Annotated in this window: 19 protein-coding genes; 13 read left to right on the top strand and 6 right to left on the bottom strand. The window is 73.1% G+C overall.

Going from position 1 to position 23,864, the window contains the following annotated elements; translation table 11 throughout:
• Positions 1-154: 154 nt before the first annotated feature.
• The 3 genes from ACFT55_RS08720 to ACFT55_RS08710 are packed head-to-tail and all read right to left on the bottom strand — an operon-like array spanning position 155 to position 2,690.
• Complete coding sequence (locus ACFT55_RS08720) at positions 155-838, bottom strand: HAD hydrolase-like protein (protein WP_380243420.1); 684 nt, start codon at positions 836-838, stop codon at positions 155-157.
• A 34-nt stretch (positions 839-872) separates the two neighbouring features.
• On the bottom strand, positions 873-1,877 hold the full coding sequence (locus ACFT55_RS08715; protein ID WP_380243419.1) for an NAD-dependent epimerase/dehydratase family protein: 1,005 nt from the start codon (positions 1,875-1,877) through the stop codon (positions 873-875).
• Between the two features lie 42 nt (positions 1,878-1,919).
• The gene (locus ACFT55_RS08710; RefSeq protein WP_380243418.1) at positions 1,920-2,690 is read right to left on the bottom strand and encodes an IclR family transcriptional regulator; all 771 of its coding nucleotides are present in this window, start codon (positions 2,688-2,690) and stop codon (positions 1,920-1,922) included.
• 85 nt (positions 2,691-2,775) lie between these two features.
• Between ACFT55_RS08710 and eda the strand changes: the two genes are divergently transcribed.
• Positions 2,776-3,453, top strand: a complete 678-nt coding sequence (eda, locus tag ACFT55_RS08705; protein ID WP_380243417.1) for a bifunctional 4-hydroxy-2-oxoglutarate aldolase/2-dehydro-3-deoxy-phosphogluconate aldolase — start codon at positions 2,776-2,778, stop codon at positions 3,451-3,453.
• A complete protein-coding gene (locus ACFT55_RS08700; protein WP_380243416.1) occupies positions 3,453-4,559 on the top strand; it encodes a sugar kinase in 1,107 nt (368 codons plus the stop codon). Before eda ends, ACFT55_RS08700 begins: the two co-directional genes overlap by 1 nt.
• Positions 4,560-4,819: 260 nt before the next feature.
• Here the strand turns inward: ACFT55_RS08700 and ACFT55_RS08695 are convergent, their stop codons facing one another.
• Genes ACFT55_RS08695 through uxaC form a run of 3 tightly spaced genes read right to left on the bottom strand, consistent with a single transcriptional unit; the run spans position 4,820 to position 8,899 of the window.
• Positions 4,820-6,247, bottom strand: a complete 1,428-nt coding sequence (locus tag ACFT55_RS08695) for a serine hydrolase domain-containing protein (protein WP_380243415.1) — start codon at positions 6,245-6,247, stop codon at positions 4,820-4,822.
• Between the two features lie 46 nt (positions 6,248-6,293).
• On the bottom strand, positions 6,294-7,430 hold the full coding sequence (locus tag ACFT55_RS08690; protein ID WP_380243422.1) for a mannonate dehydratase: 1,137 nt from the start codon (positions 7,428-7,430) through the stop codon (positions 6,294-6,296).
• 50 nt (positions 7,431-7,480) lie between these two features.
• Positions 7,481-8,899, bottom strand: a complete 1,419-nt coding sequence (gene uxaC, locus ACFT55_RS08685; RefSeq protein ID WP_380243414.1) for a glucuronate isomerase — start codon at positions 8,897-8,899, stop codon at positions 7,481-7,483.
• A gap of 216 nt (positions 8,900-9,115) precedes the next feature.
• Here uxaC and ACFT55_RS08680 point away from each other — a divergent pair, with 216 nt between their 5' ends.
• The 11 genes from ACFT55_RS08680 (at position 9,116) to ACFT55_RS08630 (ending at position 23,757) form a co-directional block, all read left to right on the top strand.
• Complete coding sequence (locus tag ACFT55_RS08680; RefSeq protein ID WP_380243413.1) at positions 9,116-10,111, top strand: LacI family DNA-binding transcriptional regulator; 996 nt, start codon at positions 9,116-9,118, stop codon at positions 10,109-10,111.
• 126 nt (positions 10,112-10,237) lie between these two features.
• Positions 10,238-11,788: a mannitol dehydrogenase family protein gene (locus ACFT55_RS08675; RefSeq protein WP_380243412.1), complete on the top strand. Its 1,551-nt coding sequence runs from the start codon at positions 10,238-10,240 to the stop codon at positions 11,786-11,788.
• A 289-nt stretch (positions 11,789-12,077) separates the two neighbouring features.
• The gene (locus ACFT55_RS08670) at positions 12,078-13,394 is read left to right on the top strand and encodes an ABC transporter substrate-binding protein (protein ID WP_380243411.1); all 1,317 of its coding nucleotides are present in this window, start codon (positions 12,078-12,080) and stop codon (positions 13,392-13,394) included.
• Positions 13,395-13,399: 5 nt separating this feature from the next.
• The gene (locus ACFT55_RS08665) at positions 13,400-14,353 is read left to right on the top strand and encodes a carbohydrate ABC transporter permease (protein WP_380243421.1); all 954 of its coding nucleotides are present in this window, start codon (positions 13,400-13,402) and stop codon (positions 14,351-14,353) included.
• Entirely contained in the window at positions 14,350-15,309 is a 960-nt protein-coding gene (locus tag ACFT55_RS08660; protein WP_380243410.1) for a carbohydrate ABC transporter permease, read from the top strand. The genes ACFT55_RS08665 and ACFT55_RS08660 overlap by 4 nt, the downstream gene beginning before the upstream one ends.
• Before the next feature lie 35 nt (positions 15,310-15,344).
• Positions 15,345-16,007: a hypothetical protein gene (locus tag ACFT55_RS08655; protein WP_380243409.1), complete on the top strand. Its 663-nt coding sequence runs from the start codon at positions 15,345-15,347 to the stop codon at positions 16,005-16,007.
• Positions 16,008-16,164: 157 nt separating this feature from the next.
• A complete protein-coding gene (locus ACFT55_RS08650; protein ID WP_380243408.1) occupies positions 16,165-17,298 on the top strand; it encodes a Gfo/Idh/MocA family protein in 1,134 nt (377 codons plus the stop codon).
• Positions 17,299-17,463: 165 nt separating this feature from the next.
• A complete protein-coding gene (locus ACFT55_RS08645; protein ID WP_380243407.1) occupies positions 17,464-18,801 on the top strand; it encodes an extracellular solute-binding protein in 1,338 nt (445 codons plus the stop codon).
• Positions 18,798-19,751 (top strand): carbohydrate ABC transporter permease, encoded by a 954-nt coding sequence (locus ACFT55_RS08640; RefSeq protein ID WP_380243406.1) that lies wholly within the window; start codon positions 18,798-18,800, stop codon positions 19,749-19,751. The genes ACFT55_RS08645 and ACFT55_RS08640 overlap by 4 nt, the downstream gene beginning before the upstream one ends.
• Positions 19,748-20,677 carry a carbohydrate ABC transporter permease gene (locus tag ACFT55_RS08635; protein WP_380243405.1) on the top strand — a complete coding sequence of 310 codons (930 nt, stop codon included), beginning with the start codon at positions 19,748-19,750 and terminating at the stop codon, positions 20,675-20,677. The genes ACFT55_RS08640 and ACFT55_RS08635 overlap by 4 nt, the downstream gene beginning before the upstream one ends.
• Positions 20,674-23,757 (top strand): glycoside hydrolase family 2 TIM barrel-domain containing protein, encoded by a 3,084-nt coding sequence (locus ACFT55_RS08630; protein WP_380243404.1) that lies wholly within the window; start codon positions 20,674-20,676, stop codon positions 23,755-23,757. The genes ACFT55_RS08635 and ACFT55_RS08630 overlap by 4 nt, the downstream gene beginning before the upstream one ends.
• The last annotated feature ends 107 nt before the right edge of the window (positions 23,758-23,864 follow it).

The raw sequence follows: 23,864 nt of genomic DNA, 5'->3' as shown, positions 1-23,864 counted from the left end.
GATCCGGGGCCCTCGTCGCATGTCCGCTGCCGCCGTCGGAAGCTGTCAGAACCACGGCGGGGTATGGCATGTCCTGGTTCTGACAGCTCGGAGCGTCCCGGAGTTGTCAGAACCAGGAGCGGGTATGGCGGGGCGTGGTTCTGACAGGTCGGGGTCAGGCGGCGAGCTGCGTGAAGACGGCGCCGGCCAGGTCGGGCACAGTGTCGACCAGCGCGACGGCACCGGCCTCCTCGAGCTCTCCGGGTGCCGCATAGCCCCAGGTGACGCCCAGACAGCGGATGCCGTGCTCGGCGGCACCGTGCACGTCGTGCTCACGGTCGCCCACCATGAGGACGGGACCGTCGGCGGGGTCCACGGGCGACGTGCGACCGAGCGTGGCGAGCGCCTTCGCGATGACGTCGGCCTTCGTCGAGGTGCCCTCGTCGAGCGGAGCGCCGAACACGCCGTCGACCAGCTCCGTCAGCCCGAAGCGGTCGCAGATCGGCCTCGCGTAGACCTCCGGCTTGGAGGTCGCCACGGCCAGGGTGCAGCCGGCCGCCCTGAGGGCACGCAGCACGTCCGGGACGCCGTCGAACACCCGGTTGTCGTACATGCCGCCGGCGGCGAAGACGTCGCGGTAGGCCCGCACGGCCTCCTCCACCCGGTCGGCGGGGACGCCGTGCGCGGCGAAGGACGCCGTGATCGGCGGGCCGACGAACGAGCGGAGCGTGGCGTCGTCGGGCACGGGCAGGCCGAGCACGCCGTACGCGTGCCGGATGCCCGCCACGATGCCGGGGGCGGAGTCGGTGAGCGTGCCGTCGAGGTCGAGCAGGATGAGCGGGGCGGGGGAGCGGGTCACCTCGGCAGGGTACGTGGCCCGTACGCGGCCCCGCTCAGACGGACCGCGCGTGCTCGACGAGCCGGTCGAAGGCGGCGTCGAGCGCGTCGTCGACCTGTTGCGCCTCGGGGTGCGCGTCGTACCAGGCGATCTGCTCGACGGCGGCCTGGTCGTAGGTGATCGTGGTGCCGAACTCGGGCACGAGAGCCTGGAGCTTGGCGCAGTCGAACAGCATGGTGTGCGCCTTGTCGCCGAGCAGGCCGGGCCCGACGTCGGGCAGGGCGCGCGCGATCGTCTCCGACGCGACGTGCACGAGCTCGGGCTCGTCGACGCCGGCCGCCGCCGCGAGCCACCGGTAGACCTGGTCCCAGGACGGGGCGTGCGTGCCCATGATCTGGAAGGTGTCGCCCACCGCACCCGGATGGCCGAGCAGCCCGACGAACCCGACCGCGAAGTCGTCGGTGTGCGTGAGCGTCCACAGGGAGGTGCCGTCGCCGTGCACGACGACGGGGCGCCCCGCCCGCAGGCGCGCGACGTCGGTCCAGCCACCGGTGGTGGGCAGGAGGGTGCGGTCGTAGGTGTGCGACGGGCGCACGATCGTCGCGGGGAACCCGTGGTCCCGCGACGCGCGCACGAGCACGTCCTCGCACGCGATCTTGTCGCGCGAGTACTGCCAGAACGGGTTGCGCAGCGGGGTGGACTCCGTTACGGGGAGGCGTGCGGGCGGCTTCTGGTACGCCGAGGCGGAGGAGACGAAGACGTACTGCCCGGTGCGCCCCGCGAACCGCTCGACGTCGTGCGCCACGTGGTCCGCACCGAAGGCGAGGAACTGGGCGACGACGTCGAACTCGCGGCCCGCGAGCGCGGCGTCCACGGCGTCGTCGTCGCGCACGTCCGCCACGAGCGTCTCGACCTCCGGCGGCAGGGGCCGTGCGGTCGACGTCCCCCGGTTGAGGACCGTGACCCGGTGGCCGAGCCGGGCGGCGCGGGCGACGCTCGCGGCGCTGATCACGCCGGTGCCGCCGATGAACAGGATGTCGCGCGGGGTGCGGGTGCTCATGGCGCCCATCGTGCCCGAACGGGGGCCTGGCCGCGCTCCACGTCAGGCCGGGACGGCCGGGACGGTCAGGCCGGTCGGGAGGACCGACGGCAGGAGGTCGCGCAGCGCGGCGACGCGGGCGTCGCGCGCGGGACCGGTCATGCGCTCGACCGGGGCCGTGATGCTCACGGCCCCGACGGGCCGGCCACCGCGCAGCAGGGCGACCGCGACGCACGCGATGCCCGGCTCGTTCTCCTCGGTCTCGGCGGCGAACCCGTGGGCGCGCGCGTCGTCCAGGGCGGTGCGCAGCCGGTCGGCGGCCGCCGGGTCGGCGCCGGCGGGGCCCGCCGCGGCATACCGGTCCACCTCGGCGTCGTCCGGCCGGGCGGCGGCGAGCAGCGCGCGGCCGAGGGCGCTCGTGGCGGCGGGGATGCGTCGTCCGACGGCGGACCACACGCGCAGGGGACGTTGCGGCTCCACCTTGTCGAGGTAGACGACCTCATGGCCGGCGAGGGTGCCGAGGTGCACTAGCTCGTCCACGTCGTCGCGCAGCGCCTCGAGCGCCGGGCGGAGCAGTCCGGGCAGGTTGTCCTCGGCGAGGTAGGCGGCGCCGAGGGACAGCACGGCGGGCCCCAGGGTGTAGGAGCCGTCGGGGCCCTGGTCGGCGTAGCCGCGGTGCCGCAGCGCAGCGAGGGTGCGGTGCAGCGTCGACTTGTTGGCACCGACCTCGGCGGCGAGGTCCGCCAGCGCGGCGCCGCGGGCGCCTGCGCGGGCGAGCGCGTCGAGCGTGAGCAGGGCCTTGTCCACGCTGCCGAGCGGGCTGGGGTCGGTCATGTCGGGTGCTCCACGGTGCGGGTCTTGTCGGTTATGGTGTTCCGTAGTGAACAACAGGCGTTCACCATAGCGAAACGGAGCACCGATGTCTTCCCCCGACACCCCGACCCCGGCGGCCGCCGGCGACGTCGTCGCCGCACTCGGAGCCCACCGACTCGTGCCCGTCGTCGTGGTCGACGGCGCGGACGAGGGGGCGCGCCTCGCCGACGCGCTCGTCGCCGGCGGCCTGCCCGTCGCCGAGATCACCCTGCGCACCGCGGGCGGGATCGACGCGATCCGCGCCGTCGCGCGCACCCAGCCCGACGTCGTCGTCGGAGCCGGCACCGTCACCACCGTCGACCAGGTCGACGCCGTCGTCGACGCCGGCGCGCGCTACATCGTGTCGCCCGGCCTGTCCGCGGCCGTCGTGCGCCGGGCGCAGGAGCACGGCGTGCCCGTCCTGCCCGGCGTCGCCACCCCCAGCGAGATCATGGCCGCCCTCGACCTCGGGCTCGACGTCGTCAAGCTGTTCCCCGCCTCCGTCGTGGGCGGCCCCGCCGCGATCAAGGCGTTCTCCGCACCGTTCCCCGGCCTGCGCTTCGTGCCCACCGGCGGCGTGAGCGCCGCGAACCTCGACGACTACCTCGGGCTCGCCCCCGTGCTCGCCGTCGGCGGGTCGTGGATGGTCGAGAAGTCGCTCGTGTCCGCCGGCGACTGGGCCGAGATCACCCGCCGCACCGCCGAGGCCGTCGCCCTCGCCCAGCCGACCAGCAAGGAGTCCTGATGACGAACCCGTCCCTCACCACCCGCCCCGCGGCCGAGTGCCGGTACGACGTCGTCGCGCTGGGCGAGGTCATGCTGCGTCTCGATCCGGGCGACCGCCGCGTGCGCACCACACGCTCGTTCGACGTCTGGGAGGGCGGCGGCGAGTACAACGTGGCCCGCGGCCTGCGCCGGGCGTTCGGCCTGCGCGGCGCGATCGTCACGGCGCTCGCGGACAACGAGGTCGGCCGCCTCGTCGAGGACTTCATGCTCACCGGCGGGCTCGACACGTCCTGGGTGCAGTGGCGCGAGTACGACGGCATCGGCCGTACCGTGCGCAACGGCCTCAACTTCACCGAGCGCGGCTTCGGCGTGCGCGGCGCCGTCGGCGTGAGCGACCGTGGCAACACCGCCGTCTCGCAGCTGAAGCCGGAAGACGTGGACTGGGACGCGCTGTTCGGGTCCGGCGTCCGCTGGCTGCACACGGGCGGCATCTTCGCGGCGCTGTCGGAGTCTGCCGCGGACGTCGCCGAGGCGGCCATGACGGCCGCCAAGAAGCACGGCACGGTCGTGTCGTACGACCTCAACTACCGCCCGTCGTTGTGGAAGGGCATCGGGGGCGTCGAGCGTGCCCGCGAGGTCAACCGCCGTCTGGCGCAGCACGTCGACGTCATGATCGGCAACGAGGAGGACTTCACCGCGTCGCTCGGCTTCGAGGTCGAGGGGGTCGACGAGAACCTCACCGACCTGGACACCGGCGCCTTCCGGACCATGATCGGCACGGCCGCCGAGGCGTACCCGAACTTCCAGGTCATCGCGACCACCCTGCGCGGCGTGCGCTCGGCGTCGCGCAACGACTGGGGCGCCATCGCCTGGTCGCGCGCCGAGGGCTTCGTCGAGGCGACCCACCGCGCCGACCTGGAGATCTTCGACCGTGTCGGGGGCGGCGACTCGTTCGCCTCCGGCCTGGCCTACGGGCTCATGGAGCTCGGCTCCCTGCAGGAGGCCGTCGAGTACGGCGCCGCGCACGGTGCCCTCGCCATGACCACCCCGGGGGACACGACGACGGCGACCCTCGCCGAGGTCGCCAAGCTCGCCGGCGGCGGCAGCGCGCGCGTCCAGCGCTGACCGTCCCGCCGGGGCACCGCCCATCCTGCCGAGGTAGTTCTGGACCCCGCGAGGTAGTTCCAGCCGCGCCGAGGTAGTTCAGGATCCCGCGAGGTAGTTCCAGCCGCGCCGAGGTAGTCCGCCATCCGCCGGGACGTGACTACCTCGGCGCGGTTGGAACTACCTCGGCAGGGTCTCGACTACCTCGGCAGGGCTTGGACTACCTCGGCAGGGCTTGGACTACCTCGGCAGGGGCTTGGACTACCTCGGCAGGGCTTGGACTACCTCGGCAGCTCCTGGGTGGGCGGGTGCAGCAGGGTCGCGGGCACGACCAGGGCGGACAGGGTCGGGCGCCACAGCGGCGTCGTCGTCCAGGCGAGGTCGAGGCGCTCGCCGGGACGCCCCTCGGCGACGAGGCGGTGGGGCGACGTCGGGACGACGACGTCGAGCCGGACGCGACCGTCGTCGTCGGCGCGCCCGCGCAGGGCGAGCACGAGCACCGGGTCGGGCACGGGCACGGGCCGGTCGGCGTGGGACCCGCCGGAGGCGAGCGACCCGTCCGGCCAGGGCACGACGTGGGTGGTCCACGCGTCCGCGGTCGCCGTGAGGAGGTGGCCGCCGACGTCGACCTGCCAGGGTCCGGAAGGCTCGCCGGGGAGCAGGGTCCACGACGCCGGGGAGATCCGCTCGGCCGGCGTGGGGTCCGGGTCGGGTCCGACGCGCCCGGGCCACGTGTCCAGGGCGGCGAGCCGTGCCCGCAGCCGTGCGCCGTCACCGTCCTCCGGGGTCAGCGGCCCGTCGGTGAGCCGGTCGGCGAAGCGCCAGAAGGCGTCGAGCACCTGGTCCGTCGACCGGGTCGCGCCGAGATAGCCGATCGCGAGGCCGAGCTCGGGCACGGCCACGCCGAACTGCCCGTACGCGCCGTCCGCGCGGACGCCGTGCCGGCTCCGCCACACCTGGTAGCCGTACCCGAGCGCCCAGTCGTGGTCCGCGCCGGGAGAGTCCGCGTTGTCCGACCAGGGCCGCCCCATCTCCGCCAGCCAGCCGGCGGGGATCACCTGGGCGCCGTCGTACCGTCCGCCGTCCGCCATGGCGACCGCGAGCCGCGCGACGTCCTCGACCGTCACGTGCAGCCCCGACCAGCCCTGGTCGATGCCGCGGTCGCCGTCGCGGTGCCCCACCCACCAGGGGTCCTGGACGCCCAGGGGGTCCAGCACGCGCGGGCGCAGGTAGTCCGTCAGACGCTCGCCGGTGAGCGCGGTCACGATCGACGACAGCACCATCGACGCCGACGAGTTGTACACGAAGTGGGTGCCGGGGGTGTACTCCGGCACGACGGTCAGGAGGCGTGCGGAGTCGAAGCCGAGGTCGGCGACCTGCTCCGCGGTGTGCCCGGTGTTCATGGTGAGCAGGTGGCGCACCGTGATCCCGGTGTCCGTGGGCAGCCCCAGCAACGACCCGGCCAGGTCGTCCACCGCGAGCGCACCGTCGGCGACGAGGTGGCCCACCGCGATCGCGGTGAACGTCTTCGACACCGAGTACACGAGCCCGGGCAGGTCCGGGCGGTACGGCGCCCAGGTGCCGCGGACCACGGGGACGCCGTGCCGCGCGACGACCAGGCCGTGCGGGTCGAGGCCGGGAGCCTCCAGGTCGTCGAGCAGGTCCAGGACGGCGGCCGGGCGGATGCCGTGCGACTCCGGGGTGGTCATGGGGTCGTGCTCCCTCGGGGGTGGGCGGACGGAGGTGGAGGGACGGTCAGCCGCGCCCGCCGGGCGCGGTGTACCGGAACGCGTCCCAGGCGCCCAGCAGGTACTGGACGCCCAGCGCGCGGTCGTACAGCCCGTACCCGGGCCGGGGCTTGTTCGTGGTGTTCTCGTCCCACAGGTGGCGGCCGTGGTCCGGGCGCACGTACCCGGTGTACCCCGCCTCGGCGTACGCCTGCATGATCCCGGTGGTGTCGACGTCGCCCTCGCAGGCGCGGTGACCCACCTCGGTGAAGTCGCCGTTCGGGAAGTGCTTGATGTTGCGCACGTGGGTGAAGTGGATGCGGTCCACGAACCGGCGCACGGTGTCCACGGCCAGCGGCGCCTGGGCCGGGTTGGCGGAGAAGCTGCCGAGGCACAGCGTGAGCCCGTGGTGCGGGCTCGGGTGCAGGTCCAGCACGCGCTGCAGGTCGTCCGGCGTGGACACGACGCGAGGCCACCCGAAGACGTCGAACGGCGGGTCGTCCGGGTGCACGCCGAGCCTGACGCCGGCCTCCTCGCAGGCGGGGACCACGGCGTCGAGGAAGTACCGGTAGTTCGCGTACATGTCCTCGTGCGTGACGCCCACGTAGGCGGCGTCGAGCTCGGCGAAGCCTGCCAGCCGCTCGGGCTCCCACCCGGGCAGCGTGAGGCCGTGCGAGCCGACCTCCATGTCCGCGATGACGCTCTGGGGCGTCATCCGGTCCACCACCGCCTTCTCGAAGTACAGGGCGGTGGACCCGTCGGGCAGCGGGTGCCACAGGTCCGTGCGCAGCCAGTCGAAGACTGGCATGAAGTTGTAGCAGACCACCTTGACGCCGGCCCGGCCCAGCCGCCGGATCGTCGTCACGTAGTTCTCGATCGCCTCGTCGCGGCCGAGCCCCAGCACCGTGCGGCCGAGCTTGATCGACTCGTGCACGTTGACCGACTCCACGACCTCGGCGTCGAGCGTCCGGGTGACGCCCCGGGCGCGCGCCTCGGCGGAGAGCCCGGAGATGCGCGCCACCTCCGCGTCGATCTCCTCCTGCTCCCACACCTCGCCCGCCTGCTTGCCGTGCAGGCTCCACACGACCGTCTCGACGCCGGGGATCTGCCGGATGTGGTCCAGCGTCACCGTGTCGTTGCCCTCGCCGTACCAGCGGAACCCCATCTTCACTGCGCGACTCCTCGTGCTCGTCGTGTCTGCCCGCCCACCGCGCGTCAGGGGCGGGCGTAGGCCGCCAGGGGCAGGCGGTAGGCGAGGTCGGCGGCGACGTCGAGGGCCTCGTCGAGGTCCAGCCGGTGCTCGGCGACCAGCCGTGCCAGGTACCCGGCGTCGATGCGCCGGGCGAGGTCGTGCCGGGCGGGGATGGAGCAGAAGGCGCGGGTGTCGTCGACGAAGCCGCTCATGTTGGAGAAGCCCGCCGTCTCGGTGGCGGACTCGCGGAACCGGCGCATGGCGTCGGGCGCGTCGAGGAACCACCACGGGGCGCCGAGGCGCAGGGCCGGGTAGACGCCGGCCAGCGGGGCGAGCTCGCGCGAGTACACGTCCTCGTCCACCGTGAACGCGATGAGGCGCAGCCCCGGGTGGTGGCCGAACGCGTCGAGCACCGGTCGCAGCGAGCGGGTGAACTCGGTGACGACGGGGATGTCGTAGCCCTTGTCCGGGCCGAACGCCGCGAACGGCGCGCTGGCGTGGTCGCGCAGCACGCCCGGGTGCAGCTGCATGACGAGCCCGTCCTCGGCCGACATCGCGGCCATCTGGAACAGCATGTGCCCGCTGAACGCCTGCGCCTCGGCTGCCGTGACCGTCCCGCTGAGCGCCTTGTCGAAGATGCGCCGGGCGTCGGCGTCGTCCAGGGGTGTGGTGTCGGCGGACAGGTGGCCGTGGTCCGTGGCGCGGGCCCCGGCGGCGACGAACCGCTCGCGCTGCGTGCGCAGGGCCTCCAGGTAGCGGTCGTAGGACGTCACGTCGACGGCGGCGGCCTCGCCCAGGCGGACGACGTCGTCGCGCCACGTCGCGCGGTCGAGGTGCAGCAGCGGGTCGGGTCGGAACGTCGGCAGCACGCGCTCGCCGAAGCCGTCCGCGGCGAGCTTGGCGTGCGCGTCGAGCGAGGACCAGGCGGGGTCGGTGGTCGCGATGGTCTCGATGTCGAAGGCGTCCAGCAGCGCCCGGGGGCGGAAGTCGTGCTGGGCGATGCGGGCCGCGACCTGGTCGTAGAGCGCGTCCGCGGTCTCTGCCGACGGACGCTGCGTGACGCCGAGGATCTCGACGAGCACGTGCTCCAACCAGTACCGGGTGGGCGTGCCGCGGAAGTGCTTCCACCCGGCGCAGAAGCGCCGCCAGATCTCGCGCGGGTCGGTCTCGGCGTCCTCGTCGGCCGTGGAGCCGACGCCGAGGCGGGGGAGCGTCTCGCCCTGGGAGACCAGCATGCGCGTGAGGTAGTGGTCGGGCACCACGACGAGCTGTGCGGGGTCGCCGAACGCCGTGTCGTCCGCAAACCACTCGACGGGCACATGGCCGTGCATCGAGACGATCGGCAGGTCGCGCACCGATGCGTAGATCTCGCGGGCCACCGGTCGCGTGACCGGGTCGGCGGGCAGCGCCCGGTCGGCGTGCAGGGTCCAGGGCTCGTCCACGTACGTCTCCTCGTCGCATCGGGCCGGCAGGCCCGGCCCGCGACGTCGGCGTCGGGGCCGGCGCGGGTCCCGGGGGACCTGCACGCCTTGGGATCGATTGCAGCCATCGTGCCGTCTGGCCCTACGACGGCGCAACCCCTGCTCACATCTCGGGGTTGACGCGTCCCGGGATCGTTTGCAGACTGACCCGGGAGGACGACGCACGAGGGAGCGGCGATGGCGAACGCGCACGAGGTGGCCCGGGCTGCGGGGGTCTCCGTGTCGACCGTCTCCCGGGCGCTCACCGCCCCGGCGCAGGTCTCGGCCGCCACCCGCGCACGGGTGCTCGAGGCCGCCGAGCGCCTCGGCTACACGCCCGACCCGACGGCGCGCGGGCTGCGGCTCGGGCGCACGCACACGATCGGGCTGCTCGTGCCGGACCTCGAGAACCCCTACTTCGCCTCGGTGACGAAGGGCGTCCAGGCCAGGGCGCGCGCGGCCGGGTACCCGGTGTTCGTCGCCGACTCCGAGGAGGACCCGACCGCGGAGGCCGGCCTGATCGCGCAGTTCGCGCGGCGGGTGGACGGCGTCGTCCTGGCGTCGCCGCGCGCGGAGGACGACGTCCTGCGTCGCGCCGTCGACCGGCTGCCGGCCGTCCTCGTCAGTCGCGACGTCCCCGACCTGCCGTCCGTCGCCGTCGACGACGCCGACGGGGTAGCGCAGGTGCTGGGCCACCTGCACGCCCTCGGCCACCGCCGCGTGGGTGTGGCCGCAGGCCCGACGACGTCCTGGTCCGGCGCCCGCCGGTGGGACGGGATGCGCGCGGCGGCCGAGCGGCTGGACGACGTCACCCTGGTCGAGCTCGGCTCGTTCCGCCCCTACTTCTCGGGCGGCCTCGCCGCCGCCGACCACGCCGTCGCGCAGGGCGTCACCGCCGTCCTGGCGTTCAACGACCTCATGGCGCTCGGCATCATCGACCGGCTGCGTGGGCGCGGCGTGCGGGTGCCCCACGACATGTCGGTCGTCGGGTTCGACGACGTGGACGTCGCGACGCTCGTGGCGCCGGCGCTGACCACGGTGCGCGTGCCGCGCACCGGGCTCGGACGCCGCGCCGTGGACCTCCTGCTCGCGTGGCTCGACGTCGGGCACGCCGAGCCGTCGCTCGCGAGCGACCGGCACCGGCTGCCGGCCGAGCTCGTGATCCGCGACTCCACCGGTGTCCCGCCCGGATGACGACACCGCGCCTCGCCCGCCACCGACTCATTTGCCACCGACGGGCCGTCCTCGGCACGGGCGGCACCGGCGTCGTCCCGAGGTGCGCCACCCCGACCATGCTGGTCGCCGACATGAAGGAAGCCCGTGACGACTGACCGACTCCACCGCTCCGCCCTCCCTGCCCGCCTCGACGCGCCGGTGACCCCCGAGCAGGTGGGCATCGTGCACCTGGGGATCGGGGCGTTCCACCGGGCCCACCAGGCCGTGTTCACCGAGCTGGCGGCCCGGGCGACCGGCGACCGCCGCTGGGGGATCCTGGGGGTGACGCAGCGGTCGGCGTCGGTGCGCGACCAGCTGCGGCCGCAGGGCGGGGTGTACTCGGTGCTGACGGCAGGCACGCACGAGAGCCGGCTGGACCTCGTGGGGTCGGTGCTCGATGTCGCGTGGCCCGCGGAGGAGGCCGCGCGGGTGCTGGCCACCGTCGCGGCGGCCACGACCCATCTCGTGACGCTCACCGTGACGGAGAAGGGCTACGCGCGCGACGCCGACGGCGGGCTCGACGTCGGACGCGTGCGTGCCGACCTGGACGCCCTCGCCGCCGAGCACGTCGCCGACCAGGCGGTTGCGCACGGAATGACGTCTCAGAACGTGTACAACCCCCTGGTCGGCGAGAGGGCGGTGGCGGGGACGACGGCGGTCGGGCTGCTGGTGCGCGGGCTCGCGGCGCGGTGGAGGGCCGCCGAGGCGGCGGGGGAGCGGCGTCCGATCACGGTGCTGACCTGCGACAACATGGTGGACAACGGTCGCGTGCTCGAACGCCTGGTCGGTGCGGCCGTGGCCGCGGCGCTGCCCGGGCCGGAGGGCGACGGGCTGCGGTCGTGGCTCGCGACGGACGTCACGTTCCCGTGCTCGATGGTGGACCGGATCGTGCCCGCGACCACCCCGGCGCAGCGGGACGCCGTCGAGCGCGAGCTGGGTGCGCGCGACGAGGGCCTCGTCGTGGGCGAGCCGTTCCGCCAGTGGGTGATCGAGGACCGGTTCGCCGGCCCGCGCCCCGAGTGGGAGCGGGCGGGCGCGACCCTGACGACCGACGTCGCGCCGTGGGAGCGGGCCAAGCTGCGGATGCTGAACGGCACCCACTCGCTGCTCGCGTACGCGGGGCGGCTGGCCGGGCTCGCGACGCTGGCGGAGGCCGTGACCGACCCCGCGCTGCACGAGCGGGCGCGCGCGTTCATGCTCGACGACGCGCTGCCCACCCTGACCCCGCCCGACGGCGCGGACCTGCGGGCCTACGGCGAGTCCCTGCTCGAGCGGTTCGCCAACCCCGCCACGGGCCACACCACCCTGCAGGTGTCGATGGACGGGACGCAGAAGATCCCGATCCGGTGGGGCGGGATCGTCGTCGACCGGCTGGCCGCCGGGGCGGTGCCGGCCGGGGCGGCGTTCGCCCTGGCCGCGTGGTGCGAGGTGGTGCGGCGCGAGGCTGCCGCCGGTCGGCTGGTCGACGACCCGCGCGCCGCCGAGCTCGCCGACGTCGTCGCCAGGGTCGGCGACGGCGATCCTGCGGCGGCGGCGCCCGCCGACGTGGCCCGGGCGCTGCTCGCGCTCGGGGGGCTCCTGCCCGACGGCGCCGGGACGGACCCCCGGCTCGTGGACGCCGTCGTGGGCGAGGTGCCGGCGCTCGCCTCCGCCTGACGAGCCCCGGACCTGCGCGGATACCCGTCCGGACGGTCTGCGCGGGCATCCGTGCGGGCTGACCTGCATCGATACAATCCTCGGCGACGCAGCGGGACGACCGCGTCCGCCTGCGCCGCCGGACTCGTCGTACCCTCGTTGCCGGATCGTGATGTGAGCGGGTGCACTCCGGGGCTGGACAACGCTTACCGAGTCGTGTTTTATCGATTCAGTCGGCAGCGGGGCGGGGAGTCAACGGGGCTTCCTCGTCGCCGACGATCGTGGACGATCGACGAGCGAGGAGGCTCACATGAGGATCACGCGCAAGGCCGCCGGCGCGGCAGCGGCGATGCTGACCATCGCCCTCACCCTCACGGCCTGCGGTGGCGGGACCGAGGCCGCGGACCCGGGGTCCGCCGAGAAGGTCAGCACCGACGAGGACATCACCATCTCGCTCGCGTGGTGGGGCGAGCCGGCGCGTGCCGAGATGTACGAGAAGGCGGTGGACCTCTTCGAGAAGGACCACTCCAACATCACGGTGCAGACCCAGTTCCAGGACTGGGACGCCTACTGGACCGCCCGTGCCACCGAGGCCGCCGGCGGCGCGCTGCCCGACGTGATCCAGATGGACCTGTCCTACCTGCGCCAGTACGGCGGCACCGGACAGCTCCTGGACCTCACGGGCCAGGAGGGCGTCAACCTCGACGTGGACGGCATCGACGACTCGCTGCTGGACTCGGGGCAGGTCGACGACAGCCAGTACGGGGTGCCGACCAGCACCAACACCCTCGCGCTGTTCTACAACGCCGACGTGCTCAAGGACCTGGGCATCGACCCGCCGGCCGAGGGCTACACCTGGGACGACCTCAACTCCTGGATCGAGGAGGTCTCGAAGGCCGGCGCGGGCAAGGACCCCGTCATCTACGGCTCGGGCGACTACACCGGCACCTTCTGGTTCTTCCTGCAGTGGCTGGTCCAACAGGGTGTGGAGCCGTTCACCGCCGACGGGCAGCTCAACTTCGACGAGGCGCAGATGACCGAGTGGCTGAACCAGGGCCAGTCGCTGCGTGACGCGCAGGCGTTCTTCCCGATCAAGCAGGCCAAGCAGCTCGAGCCGCTCGGCGGGTTCCACGTGAACCGGTCGGCAGCCGAGGCCACCTGGGACAACTTCCTCGCGGGCTACGTGGCGGAGTCGGGCGACGACATCGAGATGCTCCCGATGCCGTCCGGCGACGACGGCCCGCAGCAGTTCTGGAAGCCCTCGATGCTGCTGTCGGCGTCCGCGCAGACGAAGCAGCCGGCGGCCGCGGCGGCCCTCATCGACTTCCTCGTCAACGACCCGCGGGTCGGCGAGATCTTCGGCACGTCCAAGGGCGTGCCCGCCGTCCAGGACCAGATCGACGCGATGAACCTCGAGAAGGGCTCCGTGGACGAGAAGGTCGTGCAGTACGAGAAGGACGTGGCCGACGTCGTCACCGAGGCCGCGCCCGTGCCCGTCGAGGGCTTCGGCGAGATCGAGGCGGAGTACAAGCGCCTCGGCGAGGAGCTGCAGTACGGCAACATCACGGTCGACGAGTTCGTGACGCAGTGGTTCTCCTTCGCCGACAGCACGGTGAAGCAGTCGTGACTGCCGTGACGACGAGCAGCACGCTCGGCGCCGTTCGGGGGACGCAGGACGCGTCCCCCGAACGGGGGCGCGCCCGCCGCCGCCGCGAGGCGGGTGCGGGGTTCGCGTTCCTGTCGCCGTGGCTGGTGGGGTTCGTGGTGCTGACCGCGTTCCCCATGGTGGCGTCGCTGTACCTGGCGTTCACGGACTACGACCTGTTCCGCCCGCCGTCGTGGGTGGGGTTCGACAACTTCGTGGCGCTGTTCCACGACCCGCGGTTCTGGACGTCGGCCAAGGTGACGGCGATCTACGTGCTGGTGGGCACGCCGATCAAGCTCGCGGCGGCGCTGGCGGTCGCGATGGTGCTGAACATGAAGCACCGCGGGCAGGGCGCCTACCGCTCGATCTTCTACGCGCCGTCGCTGATCGGCGCCTCGGTGTCGATCGCCATCGTGTGGAAGGCGATGTTCATCGACGACGGCATCGTGGACCGCATCCAGCAGCTGTTCGGCTTCCCGGCCGGCGGCTGGGTGGGTGACCCGTCCAAGACGATGCCGATGTTCGTGCTGCTGGCGGTGTGGACGTTCGGCGCCCCGATGGTCATCTTCCTCGCGGGCCTCAAGCAGATCCCGGCCGAGCTGTACGAGGCGGCCGCCGTCGACGGCGCCGGCCCGGTCCGCAAGTTCTGGCGGATCACGATCCCGATGCTGAGCCCGGTGCTGTTCTTCAACCTGCTGCTGGAGACCATCGGCGCGTTCCAGGTCTTCGGGTCCGCGTTCATCATCTCCGGCGGCACGGGCGGCCCGGCCGACTCGACGCTGTTCTACACGCTCTACCTGTACATCAAGGGCTTCGCGCAGTTCGACATGGGGTACGCCTCGGCCATGGCCTGGGTCCTGGTGATCGTGGTCGGCGTCATCACCGCGATCCTGTTCAAGACCTCGAACGCCTGGGTCCACTACTCCGGAGACAACCGATGAGCGCGCACATCACGACACCGCCGCTGTCGAACCAGGCAGCCGCCGCGGGCATCCCCACCGGGGCCGGCTCGTCCCGTCCCGAGGGTCCGGTCGACACGAGCCTGCGCCAGGCCGCCAAGCGCCGCAAGGGTGCCCGGTCCGTCGGGTTCCACGCGTTCATGGTCGCGTGCACGATCGTGGTGCTCTACCCCGCGGCGTGGATGCTGATGAGCTCGTTCAAGCCGTCCAGCGAGATCATCGGCAACATCAGCCTCTGGTCGGACCACCTGTCGCTGCACAACTTCGCGACCGCCCTGTCGGGCATCGGCGGCGTCGGGTTCTGGACCTTCTTCGGCAACTCGATGATCCTGGCCGTCGCGTCGGTGATCGGGGTGATCCTGTCCTCCACGGTCGCCGCCTACGCGTTCGCGCGGATCGACTTCCCGGGTCGTGGCCTGTTCTTCGCGATCATGATCGGCACGCTGCTGCTGCCGTTCCACGTGGTGATCATCCCGCAATACATCATGTTCAACGAGCTCGGCATGGTGAACACGTTCATCCCGCTGCTCGCGCCGAAGTTCCTCGCCGGCGAGGCGTTCTTCGTCTTCCTCATGGTGCAGTTCATGCGCAACCTGCCGCGCGAGCTCGACGAGGCCGCCCGCATCGACGGCGCCGGGCACGGTCGCATCTTCACCGCGATCATGCTGCCCCTGATGCGCCCCGCGATCATCACCAGCTCGATCTTCGCGTTCATCTGGTCCTGGAACGACTTCCTCGGCCCCCTGCTCTACCTGAAGAAGCCCGACCTGTACCCGCTGCCCATCGCGCTGCGCCTCTACGTCGACCAGACGTCGATCTCCGACTACGGCGCCCAGATGGCCATGGCCGTCCTGGCCCTGCTGCCCGTGATGATCTTCTTCATCCTCTTCCAGCGCTACATCGTCGACGGCGTCGCCACCCAGGGCCTCAAGGGCTGATCATGGGGCGCGGCACGACGACGGAGGGGGCGGTCATGGCGGCACGGTCCGGGCGCGAGCCCGGCCGCGGTGGGCGGAAGCGGCCGGCCGGCGGCGGCGAGACCCGCACGGGGGCTGCCCTCGGGCTGTTCGCGGAGGTGGTGCTCGCCGGTGTGCTGGTCGCACTCGGCAGCCTGCTGCTGGTCACCGCGGTCCCGTCCGTGGCGGCGGGAGTGGCGCACGTCCGCCGCCAGGTGACCGGCCACGACGTCGGCGTGGCCCGCTTCGCCCGCGACTGGTGGGCGGCGGTGCGGACCCTGTGGCCGCTCGGGCTCGCCGCCGTCGGCGTCGCGCTCCTGCTCGCCCTGGACTGGCAGCTCGCCCGCACGGACCTGCTGCCTGGCGCGAGCGTCGTCGCGGTGGTGGTCGCCGTCGCCGCCGCGGCCGTCGTCGCCGTGCTGGCCCGGGCGGCCGGCGCGTGGTCCGAGCCGGTCGGCCCCGCCCGCGGCGAGGCTCGGCCGCGCACCGCGAGCGAGACGCTCGCCGAGGGCGTGCAGCGCACGCAGGACGACCTGACCGGGTCCGTGCTGCTCGCCGCCGCCGCCGCCCTGTGCGTCGTCTTCGTGTGGATGCTGCCGCCGCTCGTGCTCGTCGTCGGAGGGCTGCTCTCCCTCGCCGTGGTGGGCGTGGAGGCCCGCCGCGGCCGCACCGCCGTCTGACCCGTGCCTGCTGGACTACCTCGGCGCGAGATGAACTACCTCGGCAGCTGCTGGACTACCTCGGCCTTCGTTGGACTACCTCGGCCTTCGTTGAACTACCTCGGCATGAGATGAACTACCTCGGCGCGAGCTGGACTACCTCAGGGGAGCGGAACACATGAAGGTCACGATCCTGGGCGCGGGCGCCATCGCCGGCGCGCACGCGGAGGCGCTCGGTGCGCTGGCGGCGCACGGCGGGCCCGACGGCGTGGAGCTGACGCACGTCGTCGACGTCGACGCCGACCGGGCGGCGGCGTTCGCGGCCGAGCACGGCGTGCCGCAGCACGGCACGGACCTGCAGGCCCTGCTCGACGCGGGCGCGGTGGACGTCGTGCACGTCTGCACCCCGCCGTCGGTGCACCTGGAGGCCGCCACGGCCGCGCTGCGGGCGGGGGCGCACGTCGTCGTGGAGAAGCCCGCCGTGCTGTCGCTGGCCGAGGCCGACACCCTGGCGGCGGTCGAGCGGGAGGCCGCAGACGCCGGTCTCCCCGGCCGGTTCACGCAGATCGTGCAGCACCGGTTCGGCGCCGGGATCCGCCGCTTGCGCCGGTTCCTCGACGACGGCACCCTGGGGCCGGCCTACGTGGCGCAGTGCGACACGCTGTGGTTCCGCACCCCCGAGTACTTCGAGGTGCCGTGGCGGGGCCGCTTCGACACCGAGGGCGGCGGCACCACGATGGGGCACGGCATCCACCAGTTCGACCTGCTGCTGGCCGTGCTCGGACCGTGGACCGAGGTGCAGGCGATGGCCGGCCGGCTCGCGCGGCACACGGACACCGAGGACGTCTCGACCGCCCTCGTGCGGTTCGCGAACGGCACGCTGGCGACCATCACGAACTCCGCGATCTCGCCGCGCCAGACGTCGCGGCTGCGGTTCGACACCGCCGCCGCCACGGTCGAGCTGGAGCACCTGTACGGCTACGACGACTCCAGCTGGACCGTCACGCCCGTGGTGGGGCGCGAGGACGTGGCCGAGGCCTGGGCGGTCGACGCCGGGCGCTCGGTGGACGGCGGCGAGAGCGGCCACCTCGCGCAGCTCGTCCCCACGTACCAGGCCCTCGTGGCGGGCAGGACGCCGCCGGTGACGGTCGCCGACACGCGCGCCACGCTCGAGCTGGCCGCGGCGATCTACCGATCCGCGTTCACGGGCGCCACCGTCCGTGCCGGCGACATCGTCGCGGGCGACCCGTTCCACGCCTCCATGGCGGGCACCGGCACGCCCTGGGCCCCGGTCAAGGCCGTCCCCGCCTGACGCCACCTGCCGGACCCCACCGGCCTGGCCTCCCGCACCTGACCCGTCCCGCCTGACACGCCCTGAGACGTGCGGACGAACCGGTCGGACCCGCTGTTAACGTGACCACGCTCACACGAGCCCGGGGCACGCGTCCCGGCCGACGTCACGACGAGGTGGGGACGGATGCGAGAGGTCACGAGACGAGAGCTCCTCGGCATGGGGCTCGCGGGAGGCGCGGCGGCGATGCTCGCGGGCTGCGCGACGCCCGGCACGACGTCGGTGAACGCCCAGCCGGTGGTGCCGGCTGCCGCGGGGGAGAAGGTCACGCTCACGTACTGGGCGTGGCTCAAGGACCTGCAGAAGGTCGCGGACGTCTGGAACGCCCAGCACCCCGAGGTCCAGGTGGAGGTGGCGTGGATCCCGGGTGGCAACTCCGGCGGCTACCAGAAGATGTACTCGGCGCTGGCGGCCGGCGGCGGGCCTGACCTGGCCCAGGTCGAGATGCGCACCGTGCCCGAGTTCATGCTGGTCAACGGCCTGGTCGACCTGGAGCGGTACGGGGTCTCCGAGCACGCCGACAAGTTCGACGAGACGCTGTGGAACCAGGTCAGCTTCGCCGGCGGGGTCTACGGCATCCCGCAGGACTCCGGCCCCGTGGGCATGTACTACCGCCCCGACCTGTACGAGCAGGTCGGCGCCGACGTGCCCACCACGTGGTCGCAGTGGGCGGAGGTGGCGCCCGCATTCCGCAAGGCCGGGATCTTCATCGACGCGTTCCCGCTGGACGACACGTCCGTGTTCGCCGCGCACTCCATGCAAGCGGGTGCGACCTGGCTGCGCAGCTCCGACGATGGCTGGGTCATCGACATGGCCGACGAGATCACGCTCGACGTCGCGCGGTTCTTCGACCGGGCCATCGACGACGACCTGGTGACGACGTCGGCCAACCCGTACTCGCCCGGCTGGTTCGCCGCCGCCGCCGACGACAAGATCGCCTCCCTGGTGAGCGCGAGCTGGGGCGACGCCCTGCTCGAGGGCGTCAGCGGCGCCGAGGGCAAGTGGCGCGTGGCGCCCGCCCCGCGCTGGGAGCACGGCTACGGGTCGTCGTTCATCGGGGGCTCGACGTCGGCCGTGCTCGCCAACAGCAAGCACCCGAAGGAGGCGATGGAGTTCGCCGTCTGGCTGAACACCGACCCCGAGGGCATCGACGCGATGATCAAGTACTCGGGCATCGGCTGGTCGCCCGCCCGCGACTACATCGGGGCCGCGCGCGAGGAGCCGAGCAAGTTCTTCGGCGGGCAGCGGTACAACACCGAGGTCTTCCAGCCAGCCACGAAGGAGCAGAACCCGGACTGGCAGTGGTGGCCGATCACGCAGCAGACGTTCAACATCCTCGGCGACGGGTTCCGGCGCAAGGCCACGGGCGGCACGCTCGTGGACGCCGTCGTCGCCGCGGAGGCGCGGACCATCGAGGTCTTCCGCCAGAAGGGCCTGACGATCCGGAAGGCGGAGGACCGATGACGACGCAGACCACCACGCCGGCCGCGCGGGAGCGGTCCGCCGGCGGGACGACGAAGACGAAGCGCGGCACGGCCGTGGGGCGCGCCCCCTGGATCCTGGTGTCGCCGTTCCTCGTCCTGTTCCTGCTGACGTTCGTGCTGCCGATCCTCGTGGCGATCGGGCAGAGCTTCACCACCGTCACGCGCGCCGGGCTGTTCGGCGAGCAGGGCGTCACCACCGGCTTCGCCTGGTTCGAGAACTACCGCATCGCCCTGGAGGACGGGAACTTCATCGCGTCGATCTGGCGCATGCTGCTGTTCGGCGTCGTGCAGGTGCCGGTGATGATCGTCGCCGCGACCGTCCTGGCGCTGCTGCTGGAGTCGGCGTCGGCGCGCTGGCCCGGGTTCTTCCGCGCCACCTACTTCATGCCGTACGGCATCCCGGGCGTCATCGCGACCATCCTGTGGTCGTTCCTCTACGTGCCCGGGCTGAGCCCGATCATCGACCTGTCCGAGAAGCTGTTCGGGTTCACGCCCGACTTCCTCGGTGCGGGGACGGTGCTGTGGTCCATCGCGAACATCGTGACCTGGACGTACGCGGGCTACAACATGCTCATCATCGTCGCGCAGCTCAAGGCGATCCCGCCGGAGCTGTACGAGGCGGCGCGCGTCGACGGGGCCGGGCCGTGGCGCACGGCGTGGAGCGTCCAGCTCCCGCTGATCCGCCCGGCGCTCGTGCTCACCACCGTGTTCTCGATCATCGGCACCCTGCAGCTCTTCGCGGAGCCGCAGCTGCTCAAGACGGTCTCCCCGGCGATCGACTCGCAGTACACCCCGAACCTGTCGGCGTACACGACCGCGTTCGCCTACAACGACTACAACGTCGCGGCCGCCCAGTCGGTGCTCATCGCGCTCGTCGCGTTCGCGCTGTCGTTCCTCTTCCTCCGGCTGACGAACAGGAGCTCGCGATGACCGCCGCCACCGTCTCCACGACGCCCGGCGCCCGTGCCGCCTCGGGCACCGGCGCCACCCCGGCGGGGCGCGCGGACCGCGCCGGCCGCCGTCCGGCCACGACCATCATCGTCACCGGCATCCTCGTCGTCGTCGCGATCTACTTCCTGGTGCCCGTCTACTGGGTCGTGGTCGCCGCGACGAAGACGACGGACGACCTGTTCGCGACCAACGGGTTCTGGTTCGGGAACTCGTTCGCGCTGTTCGACAACCTCTCGGCGGTGCTCCGCTACGACGGCGGCGTCTTCGTGCGCTGGTTCGCGAACTCCGTGCTGTACGCGGGCGTGGGCGGGATCATCGCCACCTACCTGGCGGCGGCCGGCGGCTACGCGCTGGCCAAGTACCAGTTCCGGGGGCGCAACCTCATCTTCGGGCTGGTCCTCGGCGGCGTGCTCGTGCCGGGCACCGCGACGGCGCTGCCGCTGTTCCTGCTGTTCAGCCAGCTCGGCCTCGCGAACACCTACTGGAGCGTGCTGATCCCGTCGCTGGTGTCGCCGTTCGGCTTCTTCCTGTGCCGCATCTACGCCGACGCGACCGTGGACTCCTCGCTCGTCGAGGCCGCGCGCATCGACGGCGCGGGGGAGCTGCGGATCTTCCACACCATCGGCCTGCGGATCATGACGCCCGCCCTCGTCACCGTGTTCCTGTTCCAGCTCGTGGGCATCTGGAACAACTACTTCCTGCCCCTCGTGATGCTCAGCGACCAGAAGCTCTACCCGATCACGCTGGGGCTCAACAACTGGCGCAGCCAGACCGACCGGCTGCCCGAGTTCTACGAGCTCACCACCGGGGGCGTGCTGCTCTCGGTCATCCCCCTCGCCATCGCCATGATCGCCCTGCAGCGGTTCTGGCGGGGCGGTCTGACGGAAGGTGCTGTCAAGGCATGACCCTCTCCCTGCCGCACGAGTCCACCGCGCCCTGGTCCGGCCGGGTCGACCCGCCCCGGGCCGCGCTCGCCAGCGACGCGCCCCGCCTCCGCCTCGACGGCACGTGGGGCTTCCGGCTCCTGGCGGGCGTGCCCGGCGCGCCCGGCGCGCACGTCCTGCCCGACGGCGAGGGGCCCGACGACTTCGCGCAGCCCGGCTACGCCGCCTCGGCGGAGGCGGGCTGGGGGGAGGTCCCCGTGCCGGCGCACTGGGTGCTGGTGGGCGACGGCGCGTACGGCCGGCCGATCTACACCAACGTCCAGTTCCCGTTCCCCGTCGACGCGCCGCACGTGCCCGACGAGAACCCGACGGGCGACTACCGCCGCGACGTCGACGTCCCCGCCGGCTGGACCGAGGACGGTCGTGTGCTGCTGCGGTTCGACGGCGTCGAGTCGTTCTGCACCGTGTGGGTGAACGGCGTCGAGGTGGGGTCGGCGTCGGGCAGCCGGCTGGCGCACGAGTTCGACGTCACCGACGCCGTGCGCCCGGGCGCCAACACCGTCGCCGTGCGGGTGGTGCAGTGGTCGGCCGCGAGCTACCTGGAGGACCAGGACCAGTGGTGGCTGCCCGGCATCTTCCGTGACGTCACCCTGCTGCACCGGCCCGTCGGCGGCCTCGACGACGTGTGGCTCGACGCCGACTACGCGCCGGGTCCGGACCCCGCCGCCGGGGCGGGCACGCTGGTGCCGGAGGTGCGGGCCGACGCCGCGGCGTACCCCGTGCGGCTGCGCGTGCCCGAGCTCGGCGTCGACGTCTCGTGGGCGTCGCCCGAGGACGTCGCCCCGGTGGCGGTCGGCGACGTCGAGCCGTGGTCGGCGGAGGTGCCGCGCCGGTACGAGGCGACGGTCGCGTCGACGGCGGAGACCGTCACCCTGCACGTCGGGTTCCGGCGCGTGGAGATCGTCGGTGACCAGCTGCTCGTCAACGGGCGGCGCGTCACGTTCTCCGGGATGAACCGGCACGAGACGCACCCCGACCGCGGGCGCGTCTTCGACGAGGAGCACGCCCGCGCCGACCTCGCGCAGATGAAGCGGCACAACGTCAACGCCATCCGCACCAGCCACTACCCGCCCCACCCGAAGGTGCTCGACCTCGCCGACGAGCTCGGCCTGTGGGTGATCCTCGAGACCGACCTCGAGACCCACGGCTTCGAGGCCGGCGGCTGGGTCGGCAACCCCAGCGACGACCCGCGCTGGCGCGAGGCCTACCTCGACCGGGTGCAGCGCACGGTGGAGCGCGACAAGAACCACCCGAGCATCGTGCTCTGGTCCCTCGGCAACGAGTCGGGCACCGGCAGCAACCTCGCCGCCATGGCCGAGTGGACCCGCCACCGCAACCCCTCCCGGCCCGTGCACTACGAGGGCGACTACGCCGGCGAGTACACCGACGTCTACTCGCGCATGTACTCCACCGTGCCGGAGACGGCGTCGATCGGCAGCGACGACCTCTCGCCCCTGCTCGGCTGCACCGTGGCCGACGCCGCCCGCCAGCGCTCCAAGCCGTTCCTGCTGTGCGAGTACGCGCACGCCATGGGCAACGGCCCGGGCGCGCTCGACCAGTACCGCGAGCTCGTCGACACCTACCCGCGGCTGCACGGCGGCTTCGTCTGGGAGTGGCGCGACCACGGCCTGCGCACCACCGTGCGCGAGGGCGACGCCGCCGGCACCGAGTACTTCGCGTACGGCGGCGACTTCGGCGAGGTCGTGCACGACGGCAACTTCGTGATGGACGGCATGGTGCTGTCCGACGACACGCCCAGCCCCGGGCTGACCGAGTTCTGGCACGTCGAGCGGCCCGTCGTGGTCCGGCCGGCGGGCGCCCCCGGCACCGCGGAGATCTGGAACCGCCGGCACACCGCCGACACCGCCGACCTCGCGCTGCGCTGGCGGGTGGAGCACGACGGCGACGTCGTCGCCGAGGGCCGCGCCGACGTCGTCGGAGAGGACGGGCAGCCCGTCGCCGCGGGGGAGCGTGCCGTCGTCGAGCTGCTCGACGTCGCCGCCCTGCCCGCCGCGGCCGCGGGGGTCGAGGCCTTCCTCACCGTCGAGCTCGCCCTGCGCGAGGACGCCTCCTGGGCCGGTGCCGGGCACGTCGTCGCGCGCGACCAGTGGGCGCTGCCCGCGCCCGCCGCCGCCCGCGCGCCGCGTCGTGCGACCGTGGCGCTCGCGGGCGCGCCGGTCGCGTTCCGCGGGCCGGAGCTGGTCGGGCTCGCCGGCGCGGAGGTCTCGGCCCCGCGCGTCGAGCTGTGGCGCGCCCCCACCGACAACGACCGCGGCGCCGCGATGGGCAGCTACGACGCGACCGACCCGACGCTGCTGCCGTGGCGGGGCACGCCCGCCCCGCCCGTGGCCGACCGGTGGCGCCGTCAGGGCCTGGACCGGCTCACCCACCGGACCGTCGCCGTCGAGGAGTCGGCGGACCGGGTGCGGGTGCTGCGGCGGGTGTCCGCCGCGCAGAGCCGCGCGGCGATCGACGTCGAGGAGACCTGGACCGCCGAGCGGGCCGCGGACGGCGCGGTCGAGGCGGTCCTGCGGGTCGTGCTGACGCCCGACGACCACTGGGACGACGTGTGGCCGCGCGTGGGGGTGCACCTCGCCCTGCCGACCGACGTCGACGGCGCGGAGTGGTTCGGGCTCGGCCCGCACGACTCGTACCCGGACGTGCGGGGGTCGGTCGTCGTGGGCCGGCACCGTGCGGGCCTCGACGACCTGGCGGTGCCGTACGCGCGGCCGCAGGAGTCGGGTCACCGTTCCGAGGTGCGCGACCTCGTCCTCCTGCGCGCCGGTCAGCCGTGGGTGCGCCTGACGGCGGCCCGTGACGCCCGCGGACGCCTGCCCGGCTTCACGCTGGCCCGGCACACCGCGCACGAGCTCACCGCGGCCGCGCACCCGTACGAGCTGCCGGCGCCCACGCACCACCACCTGTACGTGGACGCCGCCCAGCACGGGCTGGGTTCCCGCGCCTGCGGCCCCGACGTCTGGCCGACGGCGATGCTCCGCCCGCAGGCCCGCACCCTCGAGCTGCGCTGGCGGGCCCTGTGACGCCGAGGTAGTCCACCCCCTGCCGAGATAGTCCACCCCCTGCCGAGGTAGTCCACCTCCTGCCGAGGTAGCACCCACCGTGCCGAGGTAGTTCGTGACTTCGTGTC

Source organism: Isoptericola sp. NPDC057191, from assembly GCF_042670225.1.
GTDB lineage: Bacteria > Actinomycetota > Actinomycetes > Actinomycetales > Cellulomonadaceae > Isoptericola.
The sequence above is the reverse complement of the archived record's forward strand: the minus strand, read 5'-3'. Positions and strand labels throughout refer to the sequence as shown.

Bases quoted from the DNA above. Each gene is read 5' to 3' on its own strand.
- ACFT55_RS08655 (WP_380243409.1), top strand. From the start codon at position 15,345: ATGGCGGCACGGTCCGGGCGCGAGCCCGGCCGCGGTGGGCGGAAGCGG.
- ACFT55_RS08630 (WP_380243404.1), top strand. From the start codon at position 20,674: ATGACCCTCTCCCTGCCGCACGAGTCCACCGCGCCCTGGTCCGGCCGG.
- ACFT55_RS08680 (WP_380243413.1), top strand. From the start codon at position 9,116: ATGGCGAACGCGCACGAGGTGGCCCGGGCTGCGGGGGTCTCCGTGTCG.
- ACFT55_RS08635 (WP_380243405.1), top strand. From the start codon at position 19,748: ATGACCGCCGCCACCGTCTCCACGACGCCCGGCGCCCGTGCCGCCTCG.
- ACFT55_RS08670 (WP_380243411.1), top strand. From the start codon at position 12,078: ATGAGGATCACGCGCAAGGCCGCCGGCGCGGCAGCGGCGATGCTGACC.
- ACFT55_RS08650 (WP_380243408.1), top strand. From the start codon at position 16,165: ATGAAGGTCACGATCCTGGGCGCGGGCGCCATCGCCGGCGCGCACGCG.
- ACFT55_RS08700 (WP_380243416.1), top strand. From the start codon at position 3,453: ATGACGAACCCGTCCCTCACCACCCGCCCCGCGGCCGAGTGCCGGTAC.
- ACFT55_RS08640 (WP_380243406.1), top strand. From the start codon at position 18,798: ATGACGACGCAGACCACCACGCCGGCCGCGCGGGAGCGGTCCGCCGGC.
- ACFT55_RS08690 (WP_380243422.1), bottom strand. From the start codon at position 7,430: ATGGGGTTCCGCTGGTACGGCGAGGGCAACGACACGGTGACGCTGGAC.
- ACFT55_RS08710 (WP_380243418.1), bottom strand. From the start codon at position 2,690: ATGACCGACCCCAGCCCGCTCGGCAGCGTGGACAAGGCCCTGCTCACG.
- eda (WP_380243417.1), top strand. From the start codon at position 2,776: ATGTCTTCCCCCGACACCCCGACCCCGGCGGCCGCCGGCGACGTCGTC.
- ACFT55_RS08645 (WP_380243407.1), top strand. From the start codon at position 17,464: ATGCGAGAGGTCACGAGACGAGAGCTCCTCGGCATGGGGCTCGCGGGA.
- ACFT55_RS08715 (WP_380243419.1), bottom strand. From the start codon at position 1,877: ATGAGCACCCGCACCCCGCGCGACATCCTGTTCATCGGCGGCACCGGC.
- ACFT55_RS08660 (WP_380243410.1), top strand. From the start codon at position 14,350: ATGAGCGCGCACATCACGACACCGCCGCTGTCGAACCAGGCAGCCGCC.
- ACFT55_RS08695 (WP_380243415.1), bottom strand. From the start codon at position 6,247: ATGACCACCCCGGAGTCGCACGGCATCCGCCCGGCCGCCGTCCTGGAC.